Genomic DNA, 21,181 nt, shown 5'->3' with positions numbered 1-21,181 from the left:
AACGCCAGCAGCAGGCCCCGCTTGGAGCCGAAGCGCTGCGACAGCGTCGCCGGGGAGACGCCCGCTTCGGCGCCGACGTGCGCCAGGGTGAGCCGGCCGGGGCCGTGGATGCCGATGGCGCGCGCGGTGGCGGCGAGGATCTCGGCGTCGCTGGTGGTGCGTGGGCGTGGCATGAGGGCCTCCTCTCGCCGACGACTGTAGCACGTTAGTAAATGGCGGTTCATTTATTAACGGGAGCGGCCGGGAAAACAGGTTGCACGGCCTGCACCAGGAGGTTTAGAACGACGTAGTTGCCCATGACGAATCGTTGGGAGCTCCGCGGTCCGGTCGCTCGGGCCGCCGGGGCGGCCCTCGGGGAGACACCAGATCCATGACCGCGCTCTCGTTGCCCCTCCGTACCGAACGGCTCCTCCTGCGTCTGTTCACGCCGGACGACCTCGACGACCTGTACGCGTACCAGGGCCTCCCCGATGTCGCCCGCTACCTCTACCGGCCGCCGCTCACCCGCGAGCAGTGCGCGCAGACCCTGACGCGGCGCGCGGCCGGCACGGCGTGGGCCGCGGACGGCGACGCCCTCTCGCTCGCCGTCTGCCCGACCGACGAGACGAAGGCCGTCGGCGGGGCGAAGGTCGTCGGCGAGGTCAGCCTGAAGCTCGCGAGCGCGGCGTCGCGCCAGGCCGAGATCGGCTGGACCGTCAACCCGGCGTACGGCGGCCGGGGTTACGCGACCGAGGCGGCGCGGGCCGCCGCCGAGCTGGCCTTCGCCGAGCTGGGCGTCCACCGGATCTTCGCCCGCCTGGACGTGCTCAACACCGGGTCGGTACGCGTCTGCGAGCGCCTCGGCATGCGCCGGGAGGCGCACCTGGTCGAGAACGACCTCGACGGCGAGCGCTGGGGCAGCGAGTACGTGTACGCGACGCTCGCCCGGGAGTGGAAGGCCGACCGGGGCTGACCGCGAGGCCCACCGCTGGGGGTCAGCGGCGCCGGTCCAGCAGCCCGCGTTCGAGCGCCACGACCACCGCGTGGGTGCGGTCCCGGACGTCGAGCTTGGCGAAGACCCGCAGCAGGTGGGTCTTCACCGTGGCCTCCGCGATGACCAGCCGGCGGCCGATCTCCACGTTGGACAGCCCGTCGGCGACCGCCCGCAGCACGTCCACCTCCCGGGCGGTCAGCGCCACCGGCGTGGGCTGCCGCATCCGGGCGACCAGCCGCTCCGCGACCCTCGGGGCCAGGACGGTCTCGCCGCGGGACGCGGAGCGGATGGCGTCGACGAGCTGGTCCCGCGTGGTGTCCTTGAGCAGGTAGCCGATCGCCCCGGCCTCGACCGCGCGCTCGATCTCCGCGTCGGTGTCGTAGGTGGTCAGGATCAGCACCCTGGTCCCCGGGTGGCGGGCGACGGTCTCGGCGGTGGCACTCACCCCGTCGAGCACCGGCATCCGCAGGTCGATCAGCGCCACGTCCGGCGCCAGGCGCCCGACGAGTTCGACGGCCGCGCGCCCGTCGCCGCCCTCGCCCACGATGGAGATGGCGGGCTCCGAGGCCAGCAGCGCGACGACCCCGGCACGCATGACCGCGTGGTCGTCGACCACGATGATGCGGATCCCGTCCGCCCCTGCCCCAGCCGTCATGTCGTCACACCTCGCTGCTCGTGGGGATCACGGCGAGGACGCGGGTGCCGTCGCCGAGGGAGCTGGTGACGGTGAGCGCGCCGCCGAGTTCGGCCAGGCGGTTGCGCATGCCGTTGAGCCCGAAGCCGTGGGAGTCCTCGACCACGAAGCCCCGGCCGTCATCCGTGATCTCCAGTTCGACGCCGTCCGCGGACGACGACAGGACGACCTCCACCGCGGAGGCCGCCGCGTGCTTGCGGACGTTGGCCAGGGACTCCTGGGTGCAGCGCAGGAGCGCGATCCGGGTCGGCTGGTCGCAGGCGACGTCCGGCAGCTCCGCGGTGACGGTGAGCCCGGTGTCCTCGGCGAACCGGTCCAGGGTCCGGCGCAGGGTCGCGGCGACCGAGCCGAGGGCGACGCCGCTGCGCGGGGCGGAGCCGACCAGCACCCGCGCCTCGGCGAGGTTCTCGCGTGCGGTGTGCTCGATCGAGAGCAGCTGCCGGGCGCTCCTGGCGGGGTCGGTGTCCAGGCCGGAGCGGGCCGCCTCCGCCAGCACGACGATCGAGGCGAAGCCCTGCGCGAGGGTGTCGTGGATCTCCCGCGCCAGCCGCTCGCGTTCCTCCGTGGCGCCCTGGAGCCGGTGCGCCTCGGCCAGCCGCAGCTGGGCGTCGGCCAGTTCGGAGCCCAGCCGGCGGGCGCGCTCGTCGCTCTGCTCGACGATCCTGACCACTCCCAGCCCGAGCAGCACGCTCGCCGTGTAGCCGATGACGGCGAAGACGATGTTGCCGGTGGAGAACTCCTCCACGCGCCAGCTCTGGTGGCGGACGATGCCGGCCACGGTGGCCGCGGCGGCGGCTCCGCTGAGCGCGATCGCGTACCGCGGGCTCCTGGCGAGGAACCAGAACTGGGGCAGCGACACGATGAGCAGGGCCGCGCCGTCGCCGCGGACGAGGGCCAGCGCGCCGAAGCCGAGGACGAGCACGCCCAGGAAGGCGTGCGGGCGCAGCACGGGATTGCCGGGAAGGGCCGCGACGGCCGTGTAGCAGAGGGCGATCACGGCGAGCAGCGCCAGCGACCAGTACCGCGTCGGTCCGCCGTGGTGCAGGGTGGAGACGGCCGGGGGGCACAGGCCCAGGGCCACCCAGGCGACGGCGTACCACCGGCGCAGGGTCCGGGTCCGGAACCGGTCGTCGGGCTGCGGCCGTTGCGTCATGATCGTCAGCCTACGTTCCGCGGCGTGTCGGCGGAAGGGGCGGTGGCGGGGACTGCGGCGGGGGCGGTTTCGCGGGCGGTGGCGGGGACGGTTTCGGGGGCCACGGTGTTCGCCCGTCGCGCGGGGCGCAGCGGCCGCCAGGCCCGCTCGCCGAGGAGCAGCAGCAGCGAGGGCAGGACCATGAGCCGGATGACCACGGCGTCCAGCAGGACGGCCGTCGCCAGGCAGAAGCCCATCTGCTTCATCTCGGTGAGGTGCAGGGCGACGAAGGCGCCGAACACCGTCACCATCACGATCGCCGCGCTGGTGACCACCTTGGCCGAGCGGTTGATGCCGTCCACCACCGCCTCGCGGGCCGGCATCCCGTTCCGCCGGGCCTCCTGGATCCGGCTGACCACGAAGACCTGGTAGTCCATCGAGAGGCCGAAGAGGATCACGAAGAGGAACAGCGGCACCCGGGAGGCGATGGCGCCGAGGGAGTGGAAGCCCAGCAGGCCCTGGGCCCAGGTGCCCTGGAAGAACACGACCAGCAGGCCGAGCGAGGCGCCGGCGGACAGCAGGTTGAGGGCGACGCCGATCAGGCCGATGACCACCGAGCGGAACGCCCGGACGGTCATCGCGAAGGTCATCAGCAGCAGGAACCCGAGGACCAGCGGCAGTGTGCCGTTCTCGTGGTCCACGTAGTCGCGGCCCCGGGCCACGTCACCGCTCACCGCGCTCTCCACACCGGACAGTTGGCCGAGGGTGGCGGGCAGGTGGTCGTTCCGGAGGTGGTCGAGCGACTCGGCCGCCTCGGTGGAGGGTGCGGGGTGCGGGACGGCCAGTTCCAGCACGCTGGTCCGGCCGTCGGCCGAGGTGCGCACCGTCGGCTCGGCGTCCCGGGCGAACAGCGGGTCGGCCTGCGCCCGTCGGCCGAGGTCCGCCAGCGCGTGCCGCACCCGGGCCGTCTGCTCCGGGGTGGAGCGGGCCACGACCACGTGCTTGACCAGGAGCTCCGGGAAGGCCGCGTTCAGCCGGTCGTAGACCTGCATGGCCGGGATGCCGCGGGAGAAGGTGTCCCGGCCCGGGTCGGTGAGCTTCAGGCCGAGCGCGGGCGCCGTCAGGGCGAGCATGGCCAGCACGGACAGGCCCAGGGTGAGGACGGGGCGCGTCCGCGCGGGCTTCAGCAGGGCGCCGAACACCCGGCCGGTGTCGGCCTCCGCGCGCCTGGTGCGCCTGGTGCGCCTCGTACGGCTTGGCTTTCCGTGGCTCGCCCGGCGGTCGGTCCGGTGGCCGATCTTCACCAGCAGCGCGGGGAGGACGGTCAGCGAGCTGACCACGGCGACCGCCACCACCAGGATCGTGCCCGTCGCCAGCGAGGAGAAGATGACGTCGCCGGCCAGGTACAGGGCCGAGGTGGAGACGATCACGGCGAGACCGGAGACCGCGATGGCCCGGCCGGCGGTGGCCGCCGCCAGCTCCACGAGGGCCTCGGCACCGAGCCGGCCCCCGGCGCGGGCCCGTTCCTCGCGTTCGCGCTTGAGGTAGAAGAGCGTGTAGTCGACGCCCACCGCCAGGCCGACGAGCAGGATCATGTTGGTCCCGACCCCGGGGTCGGGCAGGACGTGGGACGCGACCATGGACAGCCCCAGGGCGGCGGCGATCGAGGAGAGCGCGAGCAGCAGCGGCACGCCGGCCATGACCACCGACCCGAAGACGGCCAGCAGCGTGACGAGCGTGACCGGCAGGGTGATCCGCTCGGAGAGCGCGAGGTCCTTCCCGCGCTGGTCGTTGACGCCCTTGCTGATGGACGGGGAGCCGGTCTCCTCCACGACCAGGCCCGGGTGGCCGTCGCGCACCTTCGCCGTCTGTTCGAGGAGCGGGCCGACGTTCTTCTTCCCGTCCAGCTCCGGGCCCTTGAGGACCACCGCGACCCGGAGCACCTGGCCGTCCCCGGAGCGGACCGGAGCCGCCACGCCGTCCACCTCGGGCAGCGTCCGCATCCGCTCGGTGAGGTCCCGCACCGCCGCGGTGGCGGCGGCCTGGTCCAGCGGTCCGGACCTGGCGCGAATGAGGACCTGCTCGGTCGGCCGCTGCTGCAGGCCGCCCTCGGCCGCGATCGCCTCGGCCCGTCCCGCCTCACCGACCCGGTAGTCCTCGGTGGTCGCCTCGTGGGTACCGGTCGCGACGCCGGCGCCGAGGCACAGGACGACGAAGGCGAACCAGCCGGCGATCGCGCGCCACGCGTGCCGGGCGCTCCACCGGGCTATCCGTACCGGGAGTTGACTCAGGTGTTGACTCATACCCGAGAGCTTCGTCGGCCGGAGGCCCCGCCCGACACGCCCGGCCGGTTGAACCTCGGGTCCACCGGTCGGTGGACGGCCGGGGCGTCGCGGCTCTCGATGCCCGCCACCGGTCGTCCACCGCCACCGGCCGTCCGCCGAGGGCCCGTTGCCGCCGCGGCTACAGTGCGGCGAGGTGGTCGCCCAGGTCGTCGAGACCGAGCGAGCCCAGGGAGAGCGCCTTCATGTGCCAGTCCTTGAGGTCGAACGCCGCGCCCCGGCGGCGGCGGGCGGCCTCGCGCCCCTCCAGCCAGGCGCGCTCACCGAGCTTGTAGCCGACGGCCTGCCCGGGCCAGCCGAGGTAGCGGACGATCTCGCTGCCGCGCATGTCGGCGGGGCTGCCGTTGTACGTGGCCATGAACTCGGTGGCGAGCTCCGGGGTCCAGCGCTCGCCGGGGTGGAAGCCCGCGTCGGCGGGGACGGTCAGGCCCAGGTGCATGCCGATGTCGATGATCACCCGGATGGTGCGCAGCATCTGCTCGTCGAGGAAGCCCAGGCGGTGCGCGGGGTCGGTGAGGAAGCCCAGGTCGTCCATGAGGCGTTCGGCGTACAGGGCCCAGCCCTCGATGTTGGCGCTGACCATGCCCAGCGTGGTCTGGTAGCGGCTCAGCCGGTCGGCGAGGGCGACCCACTGGGCGAGTTGCAGGTGGTGGCCCGGGACGCCCTCGTGGTACCAGATGCTGACGAGCTGCCAGGTCGGGAACGCGTCCCGGCCCAGGGTCGGCAGGTACGTGCGCCCGGGGCGGCTGAAGTCCAGGCTGGGGCCGGAGTAGTACGGCGCCGCGGCGCTTCCGGCCGGGGCGATCCGGGACTCCACCGTGCGCACCGGTCCGGAGATGTCGAAGTGGGTCCCGTCGAGGGCCTCGATCGCCCCGTCCATGATCTGCTGCAGCCAGTCGCGGATCCCCTCCTCCCCCTCGACCCGGTGGCCGTGCCGCTCCAGGTGGTCCATCGCGCCGAGGGCGCCGGCCCCGGGCAGCACGCGCTCGGCCTCGGCCCGCATCTCGGCGGCCGTGCGGTGGAACTCGCTCCAGGCCCAGGCGTAGGCCTCGTCCAGGTCGAGCTCGGCGCCGGTGTGGTGGCGCACGGCGAGCCGGTAGCGGTCCCGGCCGACGGCGTCCGGGGTGTCGGCGGCGGCGGGAGCGTAGGTGTCGCGAAGCCAGTCGCGGAACTCGGCGACGGCGGCGGTGGCCCGGCCGGCGGCCGCGTCCAGTTCGCCGCGCAGCCCTTCGGGGCCGGGGGCGACGAAGTCGACGAACCACCCCGCTCCGCGCCTCGCCCGGTGGTCCGCCGTCCGGTGGTCCGCGGCCTCGCCGGTCCAGGCGGTGAGCTGGTCGACGACCGCGGCGGCCTGGCGGGGCGCGGCGAGCAGTCCCCGGGCGATCCCCTCGGTGAGCGTCGCCCGGTACCCGTCCAGCGCGGCGGGCAGGTTGCGCAGCCGTCCGGCCACCGCCGCCCAGTCCTCGTCGGTGGCGGTCGGCATGAAGGTGAAGATCTCCCGCACGTGGTGCACGTGCGCGCCGATGTTGCGCAGCTGGCGGAAGTTCTCGCCCGCGTCGTGCAGGGCGAGTTCGGCGGTGAGGCGCTCCCGCAGCAGCCGGGCACAGGCCCGGTCGGCAGGATCCTCGGCGGCGGGGACGGCGTCGAGCGCGGTGAGGGTACGGCGGGCGATGTCGGCACGCGCCTCGAACCCCTCCGGCGAGAGGTCCGGCTGCCGGTCGTCCCCGGGGTGCAGCCCCAACCAGGCGGCTTCCAGGGGGTCGTGTGCCGCCACCTGGTCGAGGTGGTGGTCGGCGATGCTGCGCGGGGTGATCGTTTCATCTGCCATGCCACCATCCTGGCGCACCGTCAGGACGGCGGCGCCAGTGGCCGCCGTCGGGCCGTACCTCCGCTCGGACCGCGGACCGCGCCGTGCGCTGCGGCGATGCCTCCCCGGTGGGGTACGGCGGCGCTCCGGCCGGAACGGGCGCCGGGCGCTGGAGCCGTGCGCGGGGCGCGGCGGTGAGCCTTCGCTACCAGAGTGACTCTGTCGGCGGTGGGTGCGCGGCCCGCGCTCTCGCGAGCCGTTGACCGGCGAACACGCGGAAGATGATCCTGGCCGCGCCTATTTCACGTCCCCTCATGTCCCCTCATGCCCCCGTCGACGACCTGCGAGGTATCCATGCGTGTTCGCGCTCTCACGACCGCGGTCATCACCGCCCTGCTGCTGATCGCCGTTCCGGGCGTCGCCGATGCGACCCCCCGGATCACCCCCTGGACCTGCGGCGATTCGGCCATGTGCATCTACTCCAGCACCGACGGCACCGGCCACTACCTGTCCCTGCGCGACGGGGTGTACGACCTCAGCGGAGTGGGCGGAGGGGTGCTCGCCAACAACGTCCACGCGGCCCGGAACATCTCCGGCCGCAACTGGTGTCTCTACTCCTCCAAGGGCTACGAGGACCGCATCACCCTGATCACGGACGGGTTCAAGGGGGCGATCGGCGACGCCACCGCCAGGCAGGTCAAATCCGTGGGCAAGTGCTGACCAGGACCGGCTCGGCGCTCGGGCCGGTCCCTCCGGTCATCGACGCGACCGGATGAGGACGGCGGCGGCGAGGCGGAGTGCGGCCTGGTGGGCGACGGCGAGGAGATCGGCGACGAAACCCTGGTCGTCGTCACCGGCATCGACCGGGAACGGCGAAGGCTGACCCTCTCCCGACGGGCGGCCCTCCCCCGGCCCCACTGACCCGCTCCTCCCGTACGCACTGGGAGCGGTTCAACACGGGTGGCAGGATCCGACCTACTGAACCGCGGCTTCCGCTCCCACACTTCGGGTCATGACCCTCAAGACACGAATCGTCGCCGCGGCAACATCCCTCACAGCCCTCGGCGCCGTGATCGCCACCGCGCCCAGCGCCTCCGCGAGTTCCTACAACGGCTGCGCCTACCCGGAAGTCTGCTTCTACCAGAACATCACCAGGTGGAACGCGGGGAGCCCCAACGCCCGGTACCAGGACATCACGTCCGGCTACCAGAGCCTCTCCACCGCCGCGCGCGGGGCGAACTACGTCTACAACACCCGCAACGACGACGTGGCGTGGCTGCGCTACACCTGGGCCGGCGAGACGCTGTACACCTGCCTGCCTCCCAACTCGAAGGACTTCTTCGACTCGGAGGAGGTGCTCACCGGCATCAGGATCAGCTCGGCCTCGTCCTGCTGACCGGTCGGCCGGGGTCCGAGCGCCGATCACCGCCGTCCGCGACCGCCGGCCAAGTCGCCGGAGCAGTCCGTACGGGCGCGGCGCGTCTGCTACGGTCACCGTGCGCGAATGGACGGTTACACGGACGAGTCGCGCGAACCGCATCGCGCTCGCAGCCGAAGCGGTGCACGGGCATCGCGCGGATCGGACGACAGGGGGACGAACATCCATGAACGCGTACGCGAACTCGATCGCGGCCGGCAGGTCCGTGTACGCCACCGGGCAGGAGCCGCGATGAGCACGCCCTCGACCACGCCGTTGCCGCGACGCCTGGCCGCCTGCGCCGTACCCGGGACGCTCGTGTTCGTCCTGACGGCCTGCGGTGCCGTCACCGACGCGGCGCAGCCCCGGGCGTCCGCCTCCCTGGTGTCGCCGGAGCAGGCGGTGCAGCGCCTCGACGCCCTGCTCGAGGACTCCTTGTCGCAGGTCCAGCCCCGTCCGCGGTACTGGGACGCCTGGCCGCGCTCCACCGAGCAGACCGGTGGGACCGAGGACGGTTCGCCGGGCTACGCCACCGCCACCCGTGACCGCTACATCATGACGAAGGTCGCCCCGGCCAAGTACGACGCCCTGATCGACATGGTCGGGCAGGGCTGGAAGGCCAAGGGCTACACCGTCGCCGCCCCCGCCGGCTCCGCCCTGCCGTCCCTGACCGCCCGGACGCCGGACGGCAGCAGCGTCACCATCACCGTCTTCGAGTTCGGCAACATCGACATCAGCGCCACCGTCCCCCGGATCCCCGTCATCCGCGACCACGACCCGTTCGGCACCCCCACACCCGACCCCGTCATGGCCAACGGCAACCTCGACGTCCTTCCCCGGTACGACGACCCGTTCTGGTCGTCCTGACCGCCCGCCGCGCCCGGCCCAGGACCCGGCGGGCGCATTCCTCAGACGGTTCGTCGCTTCGTCGGCAGCCTCTCACGCGGCAAGGACAACGCGGCGGGAGCGCCGGTCGCGTTGCCGGGCGATGGGGGTCCGACCGGACCACTCCAGGAGGCACCGCGACGGATGCCGACTTGAGTACGCGTACTCATGTCACCGCCCCGGTGGATCGAGCACGATTCAGTCCGTGACAGCAGCCGTTCGGCAAGGCATCGATGACGCCGGGTCCCCGAGCCGCCGGCCGAGGACCACGCCTCGGTGGCTTCGGTCCGCGGTCACGCCCGCCGGAGCGACACCCGCCCGCACCCGAAGCCTCGCACTCCACTGACGAATCCCTGGGAGTCCCTGTGTCCATCGCCCGCACCACCGGCAAACTTCCCGTCATGGCCGGCGCGGCCGCCGTGGCCGCGGTCGTGGTCACCGGATGCTCCTCCACTCCCGGTTCCACCGCCGACACGCCGGCCGTGACCGCACCGGGCAGCGCCACCTCCCCGGGCGCCGCCCCGACGGCCGTGCCGACGCTCCAGACCTCGGGCGCCCCGGCGTTCGGCTCCCCCAGCAGTACGCCGTCCGGCCCGCCGATCCCCACCGGCGCTGCCCTGCGCGACCTGCTGCCGACGGCCGCCACGCTGCCCGCCGGGTGGACGATCAAGGGCGACGGCAACCGGACCGACACCGGCGTCGCCGTCGTCGAGCATCCGGTCGCGCCGCTGCTGCCGCAGGAGCCGTGCACCCAGATGCGCCTCGCCGGGACGATCCTCTCCCAGGGCTTCCGGGCCTCGGGCGCGATGAACGAGGTCTACGACGGACAGAACGCCGTCCAGGTCTACCTGGCCGCCTACCACCCCGGCGACGCGGTCAAGCTCCTCGGCGAGATCCGCGCGTACGCGGAGCGCTGCAAGTCCTTCACCGGCAAGGGCATCGACGGCAAGCCCGTCCCGCTGACCGTGACCCAGCAGCCCGTACCGGGCCTCGGCGACGAGGCCCTCGACCTGAAGAAGGTGCCCCAGGGCCCGTACCACAGCGAGGAGATCGTCGTGACCCGGATCGGCGACCGGCTGCTGTTCCTCAGCGGCGACGACATCCTGGGCCGACTGCCGAACTTCCTGCAGCTGGCGACACCGCTCTCGAAGAGCGTCAAGTAGTCGCTTCCGGCGGGAGCCGCTCGCTTCTCGTCGTTGGTCGGGCTCCCGTTCATCGGGGTGAGCGCCCGACGGCGAGCCGACCCGGTGCGTGGGCGCGGGGCCGGCTCCTGGTGCCGGTGCGGCGGGACCTTGCCTGCTGGCTGACTACTTCGCCTGGGAGAGCGAGACCGCGTCGGGGCCGGCGGGGAATCGCAGCTGGCCGGTCGTGTCGTGCACGGCTCGCCACACTGTCTCGGCGACGTCGCTCTCCTTGGTGTACAGGTCCTGGCCCGTGAAGTCGTTCATGGCCTTCTTCGCCCACGGTGCGTAGGGCGCCGGGACCAGCTCGTCCAGCGAGGCGCCCTTCGTCGCGTTGGCCGCGAAGTTCGTCGTCAGGCAGGCGCCCGGCTCGACCGTCTTGGCCTGCACGCCGAAGGGCGCGAGTTCGAGCGCGAGGGACGCGGTGAACCCCTCGACGGCCATCTTGCTCGCCTTGTAGACGGCCGAGAGCGGCATGTGGCCCAGCACCACGCTGGAGGTCACGTTGACCACCACGCCGGAGCCGCGCTCGCGGAACTGGGGCAGCACCGCCTGCGTCGTCGCCATCACGCCGAACGTGTTGGTTTCGAAGACTTCCCGCACGCGGGCCATGGGGGTGCCCTCGAACACGCTGATCGACGGGACGCCCGCGTTGTTGACCAGGACGTCGATGGGCCCGGCCGCCTCGAACGCAGCGGTGATGCTCCGGGGCTTGGTCACGTCGAGCTCGACGACGCGGAGCCGGTCCGACGCGGGCAGGACGCCCGCACGCGGCGTCCGCATCGTGGCGATGACGTTCCACCCCTGCGCGTGGAAGTACAGGGCGGTCTCCCGTCCGTATCCGGATGAGGCACCAGTGATCAGAACTGTCTTCATGCGGTGATCCTTGCGACGGGGTCCGCGGACGGACCGGCACTTTCCTGCCCCCGCGGAAGAGCGGGTGATTCCATTGAATCGCTCTGACCTGCTGGAACAGTAGAACAATCGTCGCTTCGTCTTGCACGATCCTCCCTCATGGTCCGGCCGCTCAAGGAAGGACGCCTGCAGTGCCTCGCAGGCGGGCCGCGTCCCGGCTCGGGGGCGCGCCGAACTGGCGGCGGTACTCGCGGCTGAACTGCGACGGGTTGTCGTAGCCGACGCGGTGGCCGACTCCGGTGACGTCGCCCGGGTGGGTGGCGAGCAGCAGCCGGGCCTCCTGGAGCCGGATCCGTTTCTGGAACTGGATGGGGCTCATCGCGGTCACCGCCTGGAAGTTGCGGTAGAACGCGGAGACGCTCATCCCGGACATCCGTGCCACGTCCTCGACCCGGAAGGGCTCGGCGTAGTGCTCGCGGATCCAGCGCACGGCCCGGGCGACATGGCTGAGGCCGCTGTCGGCGAGGCCGAGCTGGCGCACCGTCGCGCCCTGCTCGCCGGTGATCAGGCGCCACAGGATCTCGCGTTTGACCAGCGGGGCCAGTACGGCGCGGTCGCCGGGCTCGTCGAGCAGGCGCAGCAGCCGGACCACCGCGTCGAGCAACGCGGGCGGGGCGTCGCTGACGGCGATCCCCGACGGAGTGCCTCCGGCGGGGCGGGGGACGTCGCCGGGACCGGCTCGCAGGAGCAGTTCGGCGACGGCGGACGGTTCCAGCGTGAGGCCGAAGCCGAGGGCCGGCTGCTCGGGGGCGGCCTGGGTGAACTGTCCGGTGACGGGCAGGTCGACGGATGCGACCAGGTACTGCCCGGCGCCGTACGCGTAGATCCGGTCGCCCAGCGCGAGGCGTTTGGCGCCCTGGGCGATGACTGCGAGCACCGTGCCGGACATCGAGGGCGCCGGCGGATCCGGCCGGTCGACCCTGGAGATGAGGACGCCGTCGATGGCGGTGGTCCAGTCGGGCCGGGCATGCCGGGCCAGCAGGGTGCGGAGCTCTTCGAGGTGCATGCGTCCATGGCAGCACTGTTCTGTGCCGCCGTTCCCGCACTCGCGAGGATCGTGCAGGTACCAGCGAGCATCGTTCTAACGTTTGCGCAGGTCACGGCGATTGAATGGAATCACCGCACTCCGTCAACGCAGAAGAAGGCATCCGTGATTGCCACGTACGGCTTCAACGCCACGCTGACCGCCAGGCCCGGAATGGGCGAACGGCTCGTCGAACTGCTGCTGACCGGCCTGCACGAGGGCAGCCCCGGCGCGAGCGAGTACTGCGTGGTCTACCTCGTCTCCCGTTCCGCGTCCGCCCCCGACGTCGTCCACGTCACCGAGGGCTGGACCAGCGAGGAGGACCACCACCGGATCTTCGCCGGCGAGGCCGCCCAGGCCGTGGTGGCGCAGATCGGCGGGCTGCTGGCCAAGGAGTCCGAGTACACCGACTACGTGCCGGTCCGCGGCAAGGCCGCCTTCTGACCCGCCGAACACCCCACACCCCAGCCCCTGCCGCCTCGGTGCCCGCCGAGGCGGCCCCCGTCCTCGCCCGACCGTCCGCCACCACCCGTGAAAGGCAACGACCATGGCCGCGGCACGCCCCTCCCTCGACCCCGAACTGCATGAACTCCTGGCCGACCTGCCGCTGATGTCCCAGCTCAGCCCGGAAGTGCTGGCGCAGGTACGCCCCTTCTCCTCGATGCCCGTCGAACCCCTCCTGGAAGGTCGCGCGATCGACCGGCGCGAGGCCACCGCTGCGAGTCCGGACGGCACCCCGATCCCCTTGTCCGTCTTCAGCCCCGCGAACACCGATCGCGCCACCGCCCCGCCCTGCGTCTACTGGATGCACGGCGGCGGGATGGTCATGGGCGACCGCTTCTCACAGATCGACATCCCGCTGGAGTGGCTCGACGAGTTCGGCGCCGTCGTGGTCTCCGTCGACTACCGGCTCGCGCCCGAGTCCACCGGTACCGTCCCGGTCGACGACTGCTACCAGGGACTGCTCTGGATCGCCGAGCACTCCGAAGAACTGGGCGTCGACCCCGCCCGGATCATCGTCGCAGGCGCCAGCGCGGGCGGCGGCCTCGCCGCCGGCGTCACCCTGCTGGCCCGCGACCTCGGCACCCCGGCGATCGCCGCCCAGGTCCTGATCGGCCCCATGCTCGACCACCGGAACACCACCGCCTCCAGCCTCCAGTACGCGACCGGGCCCGGCGTCTGGACCCGCGAGATGAACGGATTCGGATGGCGCTGCCTCCTCGGCGACCTCACCGACGACGAGGTACCCGCATACGTCTCACCCGCCCTGGCCGACGACCTCGCTGGCCTGCCGACCACCTACATCGACACCGGCTCCGCCGAAGTCTTCCGCGACGAGGACACCGACTACGCCACCCGCATCTGGGCGGCCGGCGGCCAGGCCGAACTCCACGTCTGGGCAGGCGGCTTCCACGGATTCGACGCCCTGTACCCGCAGGCACACATCTCGGCCACAGCTCGCCGAACCCGCACTGACTGGCTCGCCCGACTCCTGCCCACGAACCCCGCCGCTTAGGGGGAGGTGACCTCGGCGATCGCCTCCGCCGAGAGGTGGAAGTGGCGCCGTACGTCCTCCGGCTTCTCGTGCCGGGATTTCGCCATCAGCATCAGCTCGCTCGCCTCCGCCCGGCAGGTCGGCCGGCGCGATCCGCAGCCGGCCGAGACCGATGCGGCGACCGACGAACGGCGAACGGCCCGACGTGGCCGGGGAATTCCGCGCAGGCATCCGGATTCCGCTGCGCCCGTACCGGACTTCATGAAGACTGGGTGAAGGTTCTGTGCGTCGAACGGTGTGGCGTGCGGGATCTCGCCACGCGAAACGTGACACAGCCTCACCACAGTGCCATTCCGAGGAAGTCCACGAGACGAGGAACGCACGTCATGAGCATCGGCACACGAGCCCTGCGGTCCGCAGGCGCCGCCACCATCGCCCTGGCCACCGTCTGCACCCTCACGCTCGGCACGGCCGGCGGCGCGGCGGCCGACACCGATCCGGCCGTCGACCTGGCCGTCGACCTGCCCCTGCCGCCCGGCGCCGTCGGGAGCCATCCCGCCGCGGTCAACGACAACGGGGTGATCGTCGGTGATGTCACCGATCCGAACTACCGGATGTCCCCGGTCCGTTGGAACGCGGACCTCAGCCCCACGGCGCTCCCGCTGCTGCCCGGGGACGCGAGCGGCTACGCCGTGGCCGTCAGCGACGACGGCACCGCCGTCGGCTACTCGGGGAACCGCCTGGTGCGCTGGTCCCCCGACGGCACGGTCACCGCGCTGCCGCTGCTGCCCGGGGACGCCGCCGGCTGGGGCTACATCCACTCGATCAGCCGCACCGGCACGGCCGTCGGGCACTCCGCGGTCGGCGCGGCCTCCCACGCGGTGAAGTGGGGCCCGGACGGCCTCGCCGTCCCGCTCGCTCCGCTGAGCGGCGACGTCAACAGCAACGCCGTCTCGGTCAACAGCTCGGGCGAGGCGGCCGGCCTCTCCTACTCGGCCGCCGGCGTCGCCCACCCCGTGAAGTGGAGCCCGGACGGCACCCCCACCGCGCTCGACCCGACCTCGGCCTACACCAACGTGTGGGTCGTCCAGATCAACGACGCCGGCACCGTGCTCGGGCGGGGGGCCACGCCGACCGGTGCCGCGAACGACCAGTGGCGGTCCCTGACCTGGAAGGCCGACGGCACCGTCACGGACCTGGGCCGGCACTCCTCGGCGAACGCCATCAACGCTTCGGGCACCGTCGTCGGCAAGCAGACCGGCGCGGACGGCATCGACTACACCGCCACGAGCTGGAGCCCGGGCGGCACCGCCACCACCATCGGCGCCGACTACGAGTACACCACGGCCGTCGCCGTCAACGACTCCGGCGTCTCCGTCGGGCACACCGGCACCAAGGTGCCGCAGGCGCAGGAGCGTTACGCCCTCCGCTGGGAGGCCGACGGGACCATGACCGACCTGAACGTGGCACCGGGGAGCAACTCCTACGCCCTGTTCATCAACAAGACGGGCCTGACCGTCGGTGTCCGGGTCGGCCACCCGACGCCGTCCGGCACGACGTACAACGCGGTGGTCTGGCGGCCGTGACCGCCGCCCGGGCGTCCGGGGGCCCGCCTGTGCGGGTGGGTCCCCGGACGCCCCGGACGCCCCGGCCGCCCGCCGGCCACAAGGCGGTGTGAGGCACGCACCGCCAACACCCTGTGCGGCCAGCGGGGCTACTCAATCCGCAGTACGCCCGCTGCCCGGTCCTCCGCCGTGCGGCCGGGAACCGCGGGCTCCCGTCATCCGCGCGGGCGATGTGCCGCTCCGTCGCGGTGATGACACCGTCTCAGCCTCTGTGGCGAGGCCGGATCACCGTCCTGCGGCCTACCGTCTTTCGCATGACCGGAATCCGCCGCGCCGCCGTCGCCGCCGTGCTCGCCCTCGCCCTGTCGTTACCGATCGCCGCAGCCGCGGGTCCGGCGTCCGCAGCACCTCTGCCCGCCGCCACCGCCGCCCCTGCCGCCACCGCCGCGGAGGCGGCCGCCGCACAGCTCGACCTGCCCCGGCCGACGGGGCGGCAGCCCGTCGGCCGCAGCACGCTGCACCTCGTCGACCGGGACCGCCCGGACCCATGGGTGCCCTCCGCGGGGGCACGGCAGTTGATGGTGTCGGTGTACTACCCGGCCCGCCCCGGGACGGGCGGCCCGGCGACGCCGTACCTGACCGCCGAGGAGGCCCGGCTGCTGCTGGACCTCCAGGTGCCGGGCGGCAACGTGCCGTCCGAGGCGGCCACCGGCCTCCACCCGTGGGCGCGCACCGACGCCCGCCCGGCGCCCGGCAGGTTCCCGCTCGTCGTCCTCTCCCCCGGGTTCACGCTTCCGCGCGCCACGCTCACCGGCCTCGCCGAGGACCTGGCCGCCCGCGGGTACGTCGTCGCCGCCGTCGACCACACCTACGAGACCTCCGGCACCACCTTCCCGGACGGACGCACCCTGACCTGCGCCGTCTGCCAGGACCTGACCGAGGCCAAGATCGCGGCCGTGCCCCCGAGCCGGGCCCAGGACATTTCCTTCGTCCTCGACCAGCTGACCGGCCCCCGCGCCGCCTGGCCCCACGCCCACATGATCGACCGGGACCGGATCGGCCTGGCCGGGCACTCCATCGGCGGCAACTCCGCGGCCACCGCGATGGCCGCCGACCGGCGGATCCGCGCCGGGGTCAACATGGACGGCAAGTTCTTCGACCCGTTCCCCGCCGACGGGCTGGGCGGACGGCCCTTCCTGCTGCTCGGCACCCAGGCCGACCACAACTCCTCAGGCTGGGACACCAGTTGGAACGAGGCCTGGACGCGGATGGACGGCTGGAAGCGCTGGCTGACCGTGACCGGCTCCAACCACGGGACCTTCACCGACGGACCGCTCATCGCGGCCCGCGCGGGCCTGCCCGACCCCGGAGCAACACTCGCCCCGCTGCGCGCCTCGAAGCTCACCCGGGCCTACGTCGGCGCCTTCTTCGACCTGCACCTGAAGGGCGTCCCCCAGCGGTTGCTCGACGGCCCGTCGGCCGGGTACCCGGAGGTCGTCTTCCAACAGGCCTGACGAGCCCCCGGTGGGCAACGGCCGAACCATCACGACGGCAACCCGCTCCCGGCCCCGGCCCGGCTCGCCCTCGTCGCGAGAATCCTCGGCGAGCCGTGCGCGACACCGCCGCTGTCGGGGCAAGCGGTACGGGCGCCCCTGAGCGCTCCGCCTCGCTCGCGCGGACGGCAGGGCGGCCGCGGTGCCCCGCCCGCGGGCGGGGCACTGCGGGTTGACGTCGGGGCCGGTCCGAAACCCCTTGGACGGCACGGGGACCGGTCTGCTGCACTGGGGCACGGCCGCTGTCGGAGTCGAAGGGGTGCGGCGATGACCGAGATCAGGCTGCACCTGACGGTGCGCGGCCTCACCGCCGCGGACCTGCCGTCCTGCGGCTGGGCCGGCTCCCCCAAACACGTGCGCGACCTCGTCCACCAGATCCGCCGGGCCGAGTCGGGCGAGATCGACTACCTGGCGGTCTGCACGCCGGCCGGGCTCCCGGTGGCGGTCGGCGGCATCGACTACACGGTCGAGCCCGGCGCCGGCACGCTCTGGCAACTCGGCGTCCACCCGGCCCTGCAGTCCTGCGGGATCGGCACGCTGCTGATCCGCTCCGCCGAGCAGCGGATCGGCGCCCGGGGCCTGACCCGCGCCGAACTCGCCGTCGAGGAGGGCAACCCGCGCGCCCGCGCCCTCTACGAACGCCTGGGCTACCGCACCTTCGGCCGCGCGCTCGACTCCTGGGACGTGGAGGCCGAGGACGGCTCGCTCCAGCGGTACGAGACGATGTGCACGCTGATGCGCAAGGACCTGGCGTGACACCGGACTTCACGGCGTTCGTCGCCGCCGCGACGGCGACCCGCTCGCCGGCCCCGCGGCGGTGCCGGACGCCCGGGGCGAGCACCTGCTCCTGCTGCGGCCGCACCCGGACTCCCCGGCCCACCGGCCCTCCTGAGCCCGCTCGGTGGTCGGCCCGTGGCGGGCGCGGGGCGGGCAGTAGGATCGGCAGCGTCGCATCCCGTACACATCACTGGTAGGAGACCTTCCATGGCCCAGGTCACGCTCAAGGGAAACCCGGTGCAGATCGGCGGCGAGCTGCCCGCCGCCGGCAGCCAGGCGCCCGAGTTCACGCTGGTCGGCGCCGGGCTCGCCGATGTCTCGCTCAAGGACTTCGCCGGCCGGCGCAAGGTCCTGAACATCTTCCCCAGCATCGACACCCCCACCTGCGCCACCTCCGTGCGCACCTTCAACGCCAAGGCCGCCTCCCTCGACAACACCGTCGTGCTGTGCGTCTCGGCCGACCTGCCGTTCGCGCAGGCCCGGTTCTGCGGCTCCGAGGGCCTGGAGAACGTCAAGACCCTCTCCACCCTGCGCGGCCGCGACTTCCACGACGTCTACGGCGTCGCGATCGCCGAGGGCCCGATGGCCGGACTGACCGCCCGCGCGGTCGTCGTCCTCGACGAGAACGACACCGTCCTGCACACCGAGCTGGTCGCCGAGATCGCCGACGAGCCGAACTACGAGGCCGCGCTCGCCGCCCTCAACTGACCCACCCTGCCTCCTGCCCTGTCCTCTGCCCCACGAGCGGAGGACAGGGCAGGGAGCGAACCACCGGGCACAGCAGGACGACCCCCGAAAAGTGCCGACGCCCACCGCGCGGGGCACTGGCCTGAGCGGCCGTGAGCACGGAAATCCACGGCGCCATCGAGTACCGGCACCCCGATCCCGACGACGAGGGCCCGGGCCGGTGGAACGCCGCGATGGACCTGTGGCCGCTGTACGACCGGAGCGACTACGAGGCGTTCGCCTGCCTCTTCGGGGTGCGCAACCACGCCGGGTTCCGGCCGCCGGCCGACGGGCGCGGCCTTCCCCCCGACCTGTCCGACGCGCTGCGCTCGGACCTGGGGCCGCTGGTGGACGCCGGTGATCTCCACAGCGCCACCTGGGCGGACTGGGCCGAGATCGCCGCACTCGACCCGCACGCCACCCCCGCCCGCTACACCGGCCGCCTGAGCTGGTCCACCACCTCTCCGCCCGTGACCCGGGAACGGCGGCTCGTACCCGAGCAGTGGCCCGCCGACGTGCTCGCCGCCGTCGGCCCGCCACCGGCCGGCCTCGACCGCACCACCGGCGTCTCCCACTGGACCCACGCGGACGTGCAGTGCCGCTACGAGCCGCTCACCGCCGCCTGCCTGCTCGGCCCCGGCACCCACTGGCCCCACGTCTTCGCCGTGATGAAGGCCCTCGCCGACCGCTTCGGCGATCACGGCGTACGCCTCGTCGTCGCCTTCAACTGACCCCGGCCCGCCGGCCCTCCCGCCGGCCCTCCCGCCGGCCCTCCCGCAGGACCGGCGGCAGCGGTCCGGCGGGTCGTGTCAGCGGTAGGCGGCGAGGAAGGCGCGGACGCCGGCGTCGGCGTAGTGGTCGAGTTGGGGCTGGGTGTGCTGCGGGCTGCCGTGGAACATGGCCTTGTTGACGGGGATCCACAGCAGCAGGCCGGAGAAGTGGTTGGCGGCCAGGAGCGCGTCGTCGACGCGCAGCAGGCCCTGGTCGGCCAGGCGTTGGAAGGTGTCGGCCAGGGTGGCCAGTACCCGTTCGAAGCCCTGCTCGTACCAGGCGGCGCCCAGGTCGGGGAAGGTGTCGGCGTTGGCGATGACGAGGCGCCGCAGCTGGAGCACCTGGGGCTGGGTGAGGGTGGTGAGGAACTGGCGGGCCAGCTGGAGCAGGTTCTCCTCCAGTGAGTCCGCGTCGGCGGGGATGTCGGCCACCAGGTCGATCATGGTTTCGATCCGGTCAGTGGTGGCCAGGACGATCTCGGCGAACAGCTTCTCCTTGTCGGCGAAGTGCTTGTAGACCGTCTGCTTGGACACGGCGGCCAGTTTGGCGATGTCGTCCATGCTCGTGCCGGCGTAGCCCTTGGCCATGAACGCCGTGGTCGCGGCCTCCATGATCGCCTGGTGCTTGCGGGCCGAGCGTCCCGCGGGTTCGTTCGCTTCCATGCGGCTCCTCCTTCACGCTAACAGTACTGGACAGTCCAGTTCCTCTGTGAGTACTGTACAGTCCAGTTCTGCGACCGGGGCTCGACCCAAGGGGGATGTCGCATGACCCAGACGATCCGCGCACCGTTCACCGGCCGCGCCGCCTCGACTCCGCTCGCCACCCGCGCACTGCTCGCCTGCGGGGCGACGGCCGGACCGCTCTTCCTGACGGTGGGGGTGATCGAGGGCCTCACCCGCACCGGCTTCGACTTCACCCGCAACGCCATCAGCCAGCTCAGCCTCGGCTCGCTCGGCTGGATCCAGGTCGCCAGCTTCCTGGTCACCGGCGCACTGGTGATCGCCGGCGCGGTGGGACTGCGGCGGACGATCGGCCGGAGCGCCGGCGGCACCTGGGCGCCGCGCCTGGTCGGCGTGTTCGGCGTCTCCTTCCTGCTCGCCGGCGTGTTCACGGCGGACCCCGGCGCGGGGTTCCCGGCCGGCACCCCGGACGGTCCTGCCACGCTGAGCGGCCACGGAACGGTCCACATGCTCAGCGGCACCGTGGGCTACCTCGCGCTGTGCGCCGCGCTCCTCGTACTGGCGCGGCACTTCGCGGCCCAGGGCCGACGTGGCTGGGCCCTGGCCTACCGCCTCCTGCCGGTGGCGATCGTCGCCGGATTCGTCGCCTCCGCCGCCACGGTCGCGGCCTTCACCGCCGCGGCGGGCCTGGGCCTGCTTGCGCTCACCACGGCCGCCGCCCGGCTGGCCGACCCTACCCCGGCCACCCGGCGGTAGCACCCGCAAGCGGCAGCGGCCGCCCGAGACCAGCCCACCCACCCAGACAGACAGGACACCACGTCATGACCGCACCGGTGAAAGGCCCCGCCGGCTACTTCCCGTCGATCGAGCAGAAGTACGGCCGCCCGATCACCCACTGGAAGGACCTGATCCGCACCTCGCCCCTGACCAAGCACATGGAACTCGTCGCCTGGCTCAAAGCCGAGCACGGACTCGGCCACGGGCACGCCAACGCCCTCGTCGCCCACACCCTCCCCGAACGCGGTGACAACTGACCCGGACGCGGTGGCCTGCGGGCGGATCCATCCGTCGCCGTGGAGACGTCCGGGGGTACTCGCCGGGACGGTGGGGCTCGCCGGAGGACGGCCCGGAGCCGGTCACGGGGCCAGGGGGGACTATCACGATCTAGGTGTACGACACCCGGTTGGACTAGGTGTTGATCTTGCTGTCGGGCGTGGGCCAGGTGGCCTACGCCCGTCCGGCTG

22 protein-coding genes and 1 pseudogene are annotated in these 21,181 nt (G+C 72.8%); 14 read left to right on the top strand and 9 right to left on the bottom strand.

Features of this window, described 5'->3' with window-relative positions; all coding sequences use genetic code 11:
• On the bottom strand, positions 1-173 hold a 173-nt coding region (locus ABZW03_RS16715), incomplete at its 3' end, for a helix-turn-helix domain-containing protein (RefSeq protein ID WP_355257940.1).
• 197 nt (positions 174-370) lie between these two features.
• Here ABZW03_RS16715 and ABZW03_RS16710 point away from each other — a divergent pair.
• Positions 371-952, top strand: coding sequence for a GNAT family protein (locus tag ABZW03_RS16710; RefSeq protein WP_355257934.1), 582 nt, complete (start codon positions 371-373; stop codon positions 950-952).
• Between the two features lie 22 nt (positions 953-974).
• Here ABZW03_RS16710 and ABZW03_RS16705 read toward each other — a convergent pair whose 3' ends face one another.
• The 4 genes from ABZW03_RS16705 to ABZW03_RS16690 all read right to left on the bottom strand — a co-directional run bounded on the left by ABZW03_RS16705 (position 975) and on the right by ABZW03_RS16690 (position 6,969).
• Positions 975-1,628: a response regulator transcription factor gene (locus ABZW03_RS16705; protein WP_355257931.1), complete on the bottom strand. Its 654-nt coding sequence runs from the start codon at positions 1,626-1,628 to the stop codon at positions 975-977.
• 4 nt (positions 1,629-1,632) lie between these two features.
• Positions 1,633-2,820: a sensor histidine kinase gene (locus tag ABZW03_RS16700; protein WP_355257928.1), complete on the bottom strand. Its 1,188-nt coding sequence runs from the start codon at positions 2,818-2,820 to the stop codon at positions 1,633-1,635.
• Positions 2,821-2,825: 5 nt separating this feature from the next.
• Positions 2,826-5,090, bottom strand: coding sequence for an MMPL family transporter (locus ABZW03_RS16695; RefSeq protein ID WP_355257937.1), 2,265 nt, complete (start codon positions 5,088-5,090; stop codon positions 2,826-2,828).
• A 172-nt stretch (positions 5,091-5,262) separates the two neighbouring features.
• The gene (locus ABZW03_RS16690; RefSeq protein WP_355257925.1) at positions 5,263-6,969 is read right to left on the bottom strand and encodes a DUF885 domain-containing protein; all 1,707 of its coding nucleotides are present in this window, start codon (positions 6,967-6,969) and stop codon (positions 5,263-5,265) included.
• Between the two features lie 333 nt (positions 6,970-7,302).
• Here ABZW03_RS16690 and ABZW03_RS16685 point away from each other — a divergent pair, with 333 nt between their 5' ends.
• From ABZW03_RS16685 to ABZW03_RS16670, 4 genes are all read left to right on the top strand, one after another.
• Positions 7,303-7,668, top strand: a complete 366-nt coding sequence (locus tag ABZW03_RS16685) for a peptidase inhibitor family I36 protein (RefSeq protein ID WP_355257922.1) — start codon at positions 7,303-7,305, stop codon at positions 7,666-7,668.
• A gap of 292 nt (positions 7,669-7,960) precedes the next feature.
• On the top strand, positions 7,961-8,344 hold the full coding sequence (locus tag ABZW03_RS16680) for a hypothetical protein (protein WP_355257919.1): 384 nt from the start codon (positions 7,961-7,963) through the stop codon (positions 8,342-8,344).
• A gap of 273 nt (positions 8,345-8,617) precedes the next feature.
• Complete coding sequence (locus tag ABZW03_RS16675) at positions 8,618-9,232, top strand: hypothetical protein (RefSeq protein ID WP_355257916.1); 615 nt, start codon at positions 8,618-8,620, stop codon at positions 9,230-9,232.
• A gap of 383 nt (positions 9,233-9,615) precedes the next feature.
• Positions 9,616-10,413: a hypothetical protein gene (locus ABZW03_RS16670; protein ID WP_355257913.1), complete on the top strand. Its 798-nt coding sequence runs from the start codon at positions 9,616-9,618 to the stop codon at positions 10,411-10,413.
• 144 nt (positions 10,414-10,557) lie between these two features.
• Here ABZW03_RS16670 and ABZW03_RS16665 read toward each other — a convergent pair whose 3' ends face one another.
• Together ABZW03_RS16665 and ABZW03_RS16660 are read right to left on the bottom strand one after the other, a co-directional pair.
• Entirely contained in the window at positions 10,558-11,307 is a 750-nt protein-coding gene (locus tag ABZW03_RS16665; RefSeq protein ID WP_355257911.1) for an SDR family oxidoreductase, read from the bottom strand.
• A gap of 151 nt (positions 11,308-11,458) precedes the next feature.
• The gene (locus ABZW03_RS16660) at positions 11,459-12,352 is read right to left on the bottom strand and encodes an AraC family transcriptional regulator (RefSeq protein ID WP_355257908.1); all 894 of its coding nucleotides are present in this window, start codon (positions 12,350-12,352) and stop codon (positions 11,459-11,461) included.
• A gap of 144 nt (positions 12,353-12,496) precedes the next feature.
• On the opposite strand from ABZW03_RS16660, the gene ABZW03_RS16655 reads away from it, so the two are divergent.
• The gene (locus tag ABZW03_RS16655; protein WP_355257906.1) at positions 12,497-12,814 is read left to right on the top strand and encodes an antibiotic biosynthesis monooxygenase; all 318 of its coding nucleotides are present in this window, start codon (positions 12,497-12,499) and stop codon (positions 12,812-12,814) included.
• A gap of 103 nt (positions 12,815-12,917) precedes the next feature.
• The gene (locus ABZW03_RS16650; protein WP_355257903.1) at positions 12,918-13,886 is read left to right on the top strand and encodes an alpha/beta hydrolase; all 969 of its coding nucleotides are present in this window, start codon (positions 12,918-12,920) and stop codon (positions 13,884-13,886) included.
• On the opposite strand, the pseudogene ABZW03_RS16645 reads toward ABZW03_RS16650, so the two are convergent.
• Positions 13,883-13,993, bottom strand: a pseudogene (locus ABZW03_RS16645) (site-specific integrase); the annotation flags it as partial. The gene ABZW03_RS16650 and the pseudogene ABZW03_RS16645 sit on opposite strands and share 4 nt — an antisense overlap.
• A gap of 258 nt (positions 13,994-14,251) precedes the next feature.
• Between ABZW03_RS16645 and ABZW03_RS16640 the strand changes: the two are divergent.
• From ABZW03_RS16640 to ABZW03_RS16620, 5 genes are all read left to right on the top strand, one after another.
• The gene (locus ABZW03_RS16640; protein WP_355257900.1) at positions 14,252-15,451 is read left to right on the top strand and encodes a hypothetical protein; all 1,200 of its coding nucleotides are present in this window, start codon (positions 14,252-14,254) and stop codon (positions 15,449-15,451) included.
• 293 nt (positions 15,452-15,744) lie between these two features.
• Positions 15,745-16,944, top strand: coding sequence for an alpha/beta hydrolase (locus tag ABZW03_RS16635; RefSeq protein ID WP_355257897.1), 1,200 nt, complete (start codon positions 15,745-15,747; stop codon positions 16,942-16,944).
• 306 nt (positions 16,945-17,250) lie between these two features.
• Positions 17,251-17,739 (top strand): GNAT family N-acetyltransferase, encoded by a 489-nt coding sequence (locus ABZW03_RS16630; RefSeq protein WP_355257894.1) that lies wholly within the window; start codon positions 17,251-17,253, stop codon positions 17,737-17,739.
• A 228-nt stretch (positions 17,740-17,967) separates the two neighbouring features.
• On the top strand, positions 17,968-18,468 hold the full coding sequence (gene tpx / locus ABZW03_RS16625) for a thiol peroxidase (RefSeq protein WP_355257891.1): 501 nt from the start codon (positions 17,968-17,970) through the stop codon (positions 18,466-18,468).
• Between the two features lie 131 nt (positions 18,469-18,599).
• Positions 18,600-19,217: a hypothetical protein gene (locus tag ABZW03_RS16620; RefSeq protein ID WP_355257888.1), complete on the top strand. Its 618-nt coding sequence runs from the start codon at positions 18,600-18,602 to the stop codon at positions 19,215-19,217.
• A gap of 78 nt (positions 19,218-19,295) precedes the next feature.
• Here the strand turns inward: ABZW03_RS16620 and ABZW03_RS16615 are convergent, their stop codons facing one another.
• The gene (locus ABZW03_RS16615; protein ID WP_355257885.1) at positions 19,296-19,919 is read right to left on the bottom strand and encodes a TetR/AcrR family transcriptional regulator; all 624 of its coding nucleotides are present in this window, start codon (positions 19,917-19,919) and stop codon (positions 19,296-19,298) included.
• 102 nt (positions 19,920-20,021) lie between these two features.
• On the opposite strand from ABZW03_RS16615, the gene ABZW03_RS16610 reads away from it, so the two are divergent.
• Together ABZW03_RS16610 and ABZW03_RS16605 are read left to right on the top strand one after the other, a co-directional pair.
• Positions 20,022-20,693, top strand: a complete 672-nt coding sequence (locus ABZW03_RS16610; RefSeq protein WP_355257882.1) for a DUF998 domain-containing protein — start codon at positions 20,022-20,024, stop codon at positions 20,691-20,693.
• Positions 20,694-20,758: 65 nt separating this feature from the next.
• A complete protein-coding gene (locus ABZW03_RS16605; protein WP_355257879.1) occupies positions 20,759-20,971 on the top strand; it encodes a DUF4287 domain-containing protein in 213 nt (70 codons plus the stop codon).
• Positions 20,972-21,181: the final 210 nt, after the last annotated feature.

It is taken from the genome of Kitasatospora sp. NPDC004799, from assembly GCF_040609095.1.
In the GTDB taxonomy this organism is placed as follows: Bacteria; Actinomycetota; Actinomycetes; order Streptomycetales; family Streptomycetaceae; genus Kitasatospora.
Note: the sequence above shows the minus strand (reverse complement) of the source record. Positions and strands in the feature narration are given on the sequence as shown.

Coding starts and splice junctions, on each gene's coding strand:
- tpx (WP_355257891.1), top strand. CDS start 17,968: ATGGCCCAGGTCACGCTCAAGGGAAACCCGGTGCAGATCGGCGGCGAG.
- ABZW03_RS16605 (WP_355257879.1), top strand. CDS start 20,759: ATGACCGCACCGGTGAAAGGCCCCGCCGGCTACTTCCCGTCGATCGAG.
- ABZW03_RS16615 (WP_355257885.1), bottom strand. CDS start 19,919: ATGGAAGCGAACGAACCCGCGGGACGCTCGGCCCGCAAGCACCAGGCG.
- ABZW03_RS16665 (WP_355257911.1), bottom strand. CDS start 11,307: ATGAAGACAGTTCTGATCACTGGTGCCTCATCCGGATACGGACGGGAG.
- ABZW03_RS16650 (WP_355257903.1), top strand. CDS start 12,918: ATGGCCGCGGCACGCCCCTCCCTCGACCCCGAACTGCATGAACTCCTG.
- ABZW03_RS16700 (WP_355257928.1), bottom strand. CDS start 2,820: ATGACGCAACGGCCGCAGCCCGACGACCGGTTCCGGACCCGGACCCTG.
- ABZW03_RS16680 (WP_355257919.1), top strand. CDS start 7,961: ATGACCCTCAAGACACGAATCGTCGCCGCGGCAACATCCCTCACAGCC.
- ABZW03_RS16685 (WP_355257922.1), top strand. CDS start 7,303: ATGCGTGTTCGCGCTCTCACGACCGCGGTCATCACCGCCCTGCTGCTG.
- ABZW03_RS16675 (WP_355257916.1), top strand. CDS start 8,618: ATGAGCACGCCCTCGACCACGCCGTTGCCGCGACGCCTGGCCGCCTGC.
- ABZW03_RS16710 (WP_355257934.1), top strand. CDS start 371: ATGACCGCGCTCTCGTTGCCCCTCCGTACCGAACGGCTCCTCCTGCGT.
- ABZW03_RS16690 (WP_355257925.1), bottom strand. CDS start 6,969: ATGGCAGATGAAACGATCACCCCGCGCAGCATCGCCGACCACCACCTC.
- ABZW03_RS16705 (WP_355257931.1), bottom strand. CDS start 1,628: ATGACGGCTGGGGCAGGGGCGGACGGGATCCGCATCATCGTGGTCGAC.
- ABZW03_RS16640 (WP_355257900.1), top strand. CDS start 14,252: ATGAGCATCGGCACACGAGCCCTGCGGTCCGCAGGCGCCGCCACCATC.
- ABZW03_RS16635 (WP_355257897.1), top strand. CDS start 15,745: ATGACCGGAATCCGCCGCGCCGCCGTCGCCGCCGTGCTCGCCCTCGCC.
- ABZW03_RS16630 (WP_355257894.1), top strand. CDS start 17,251: ATGACCGAGATCAGGCTGCACCTGACGGTGCGCGGCCTCACCGCCGCG.
- ABZW03_RS16660 (WP_355257908.1), bottom strand. CDS start 12,352: ATGCACCTCGAAGAGCTCCGCACCCTGCTGGCCCGGCATGCCCGGCCC.
- ABZW03_RS16610 (WP_355257882.1), top strand. CDS start 20,022: ATGACCCAGACGATCCGCGCACCGTTCACCGGCCGCGCCGCCTCGACT.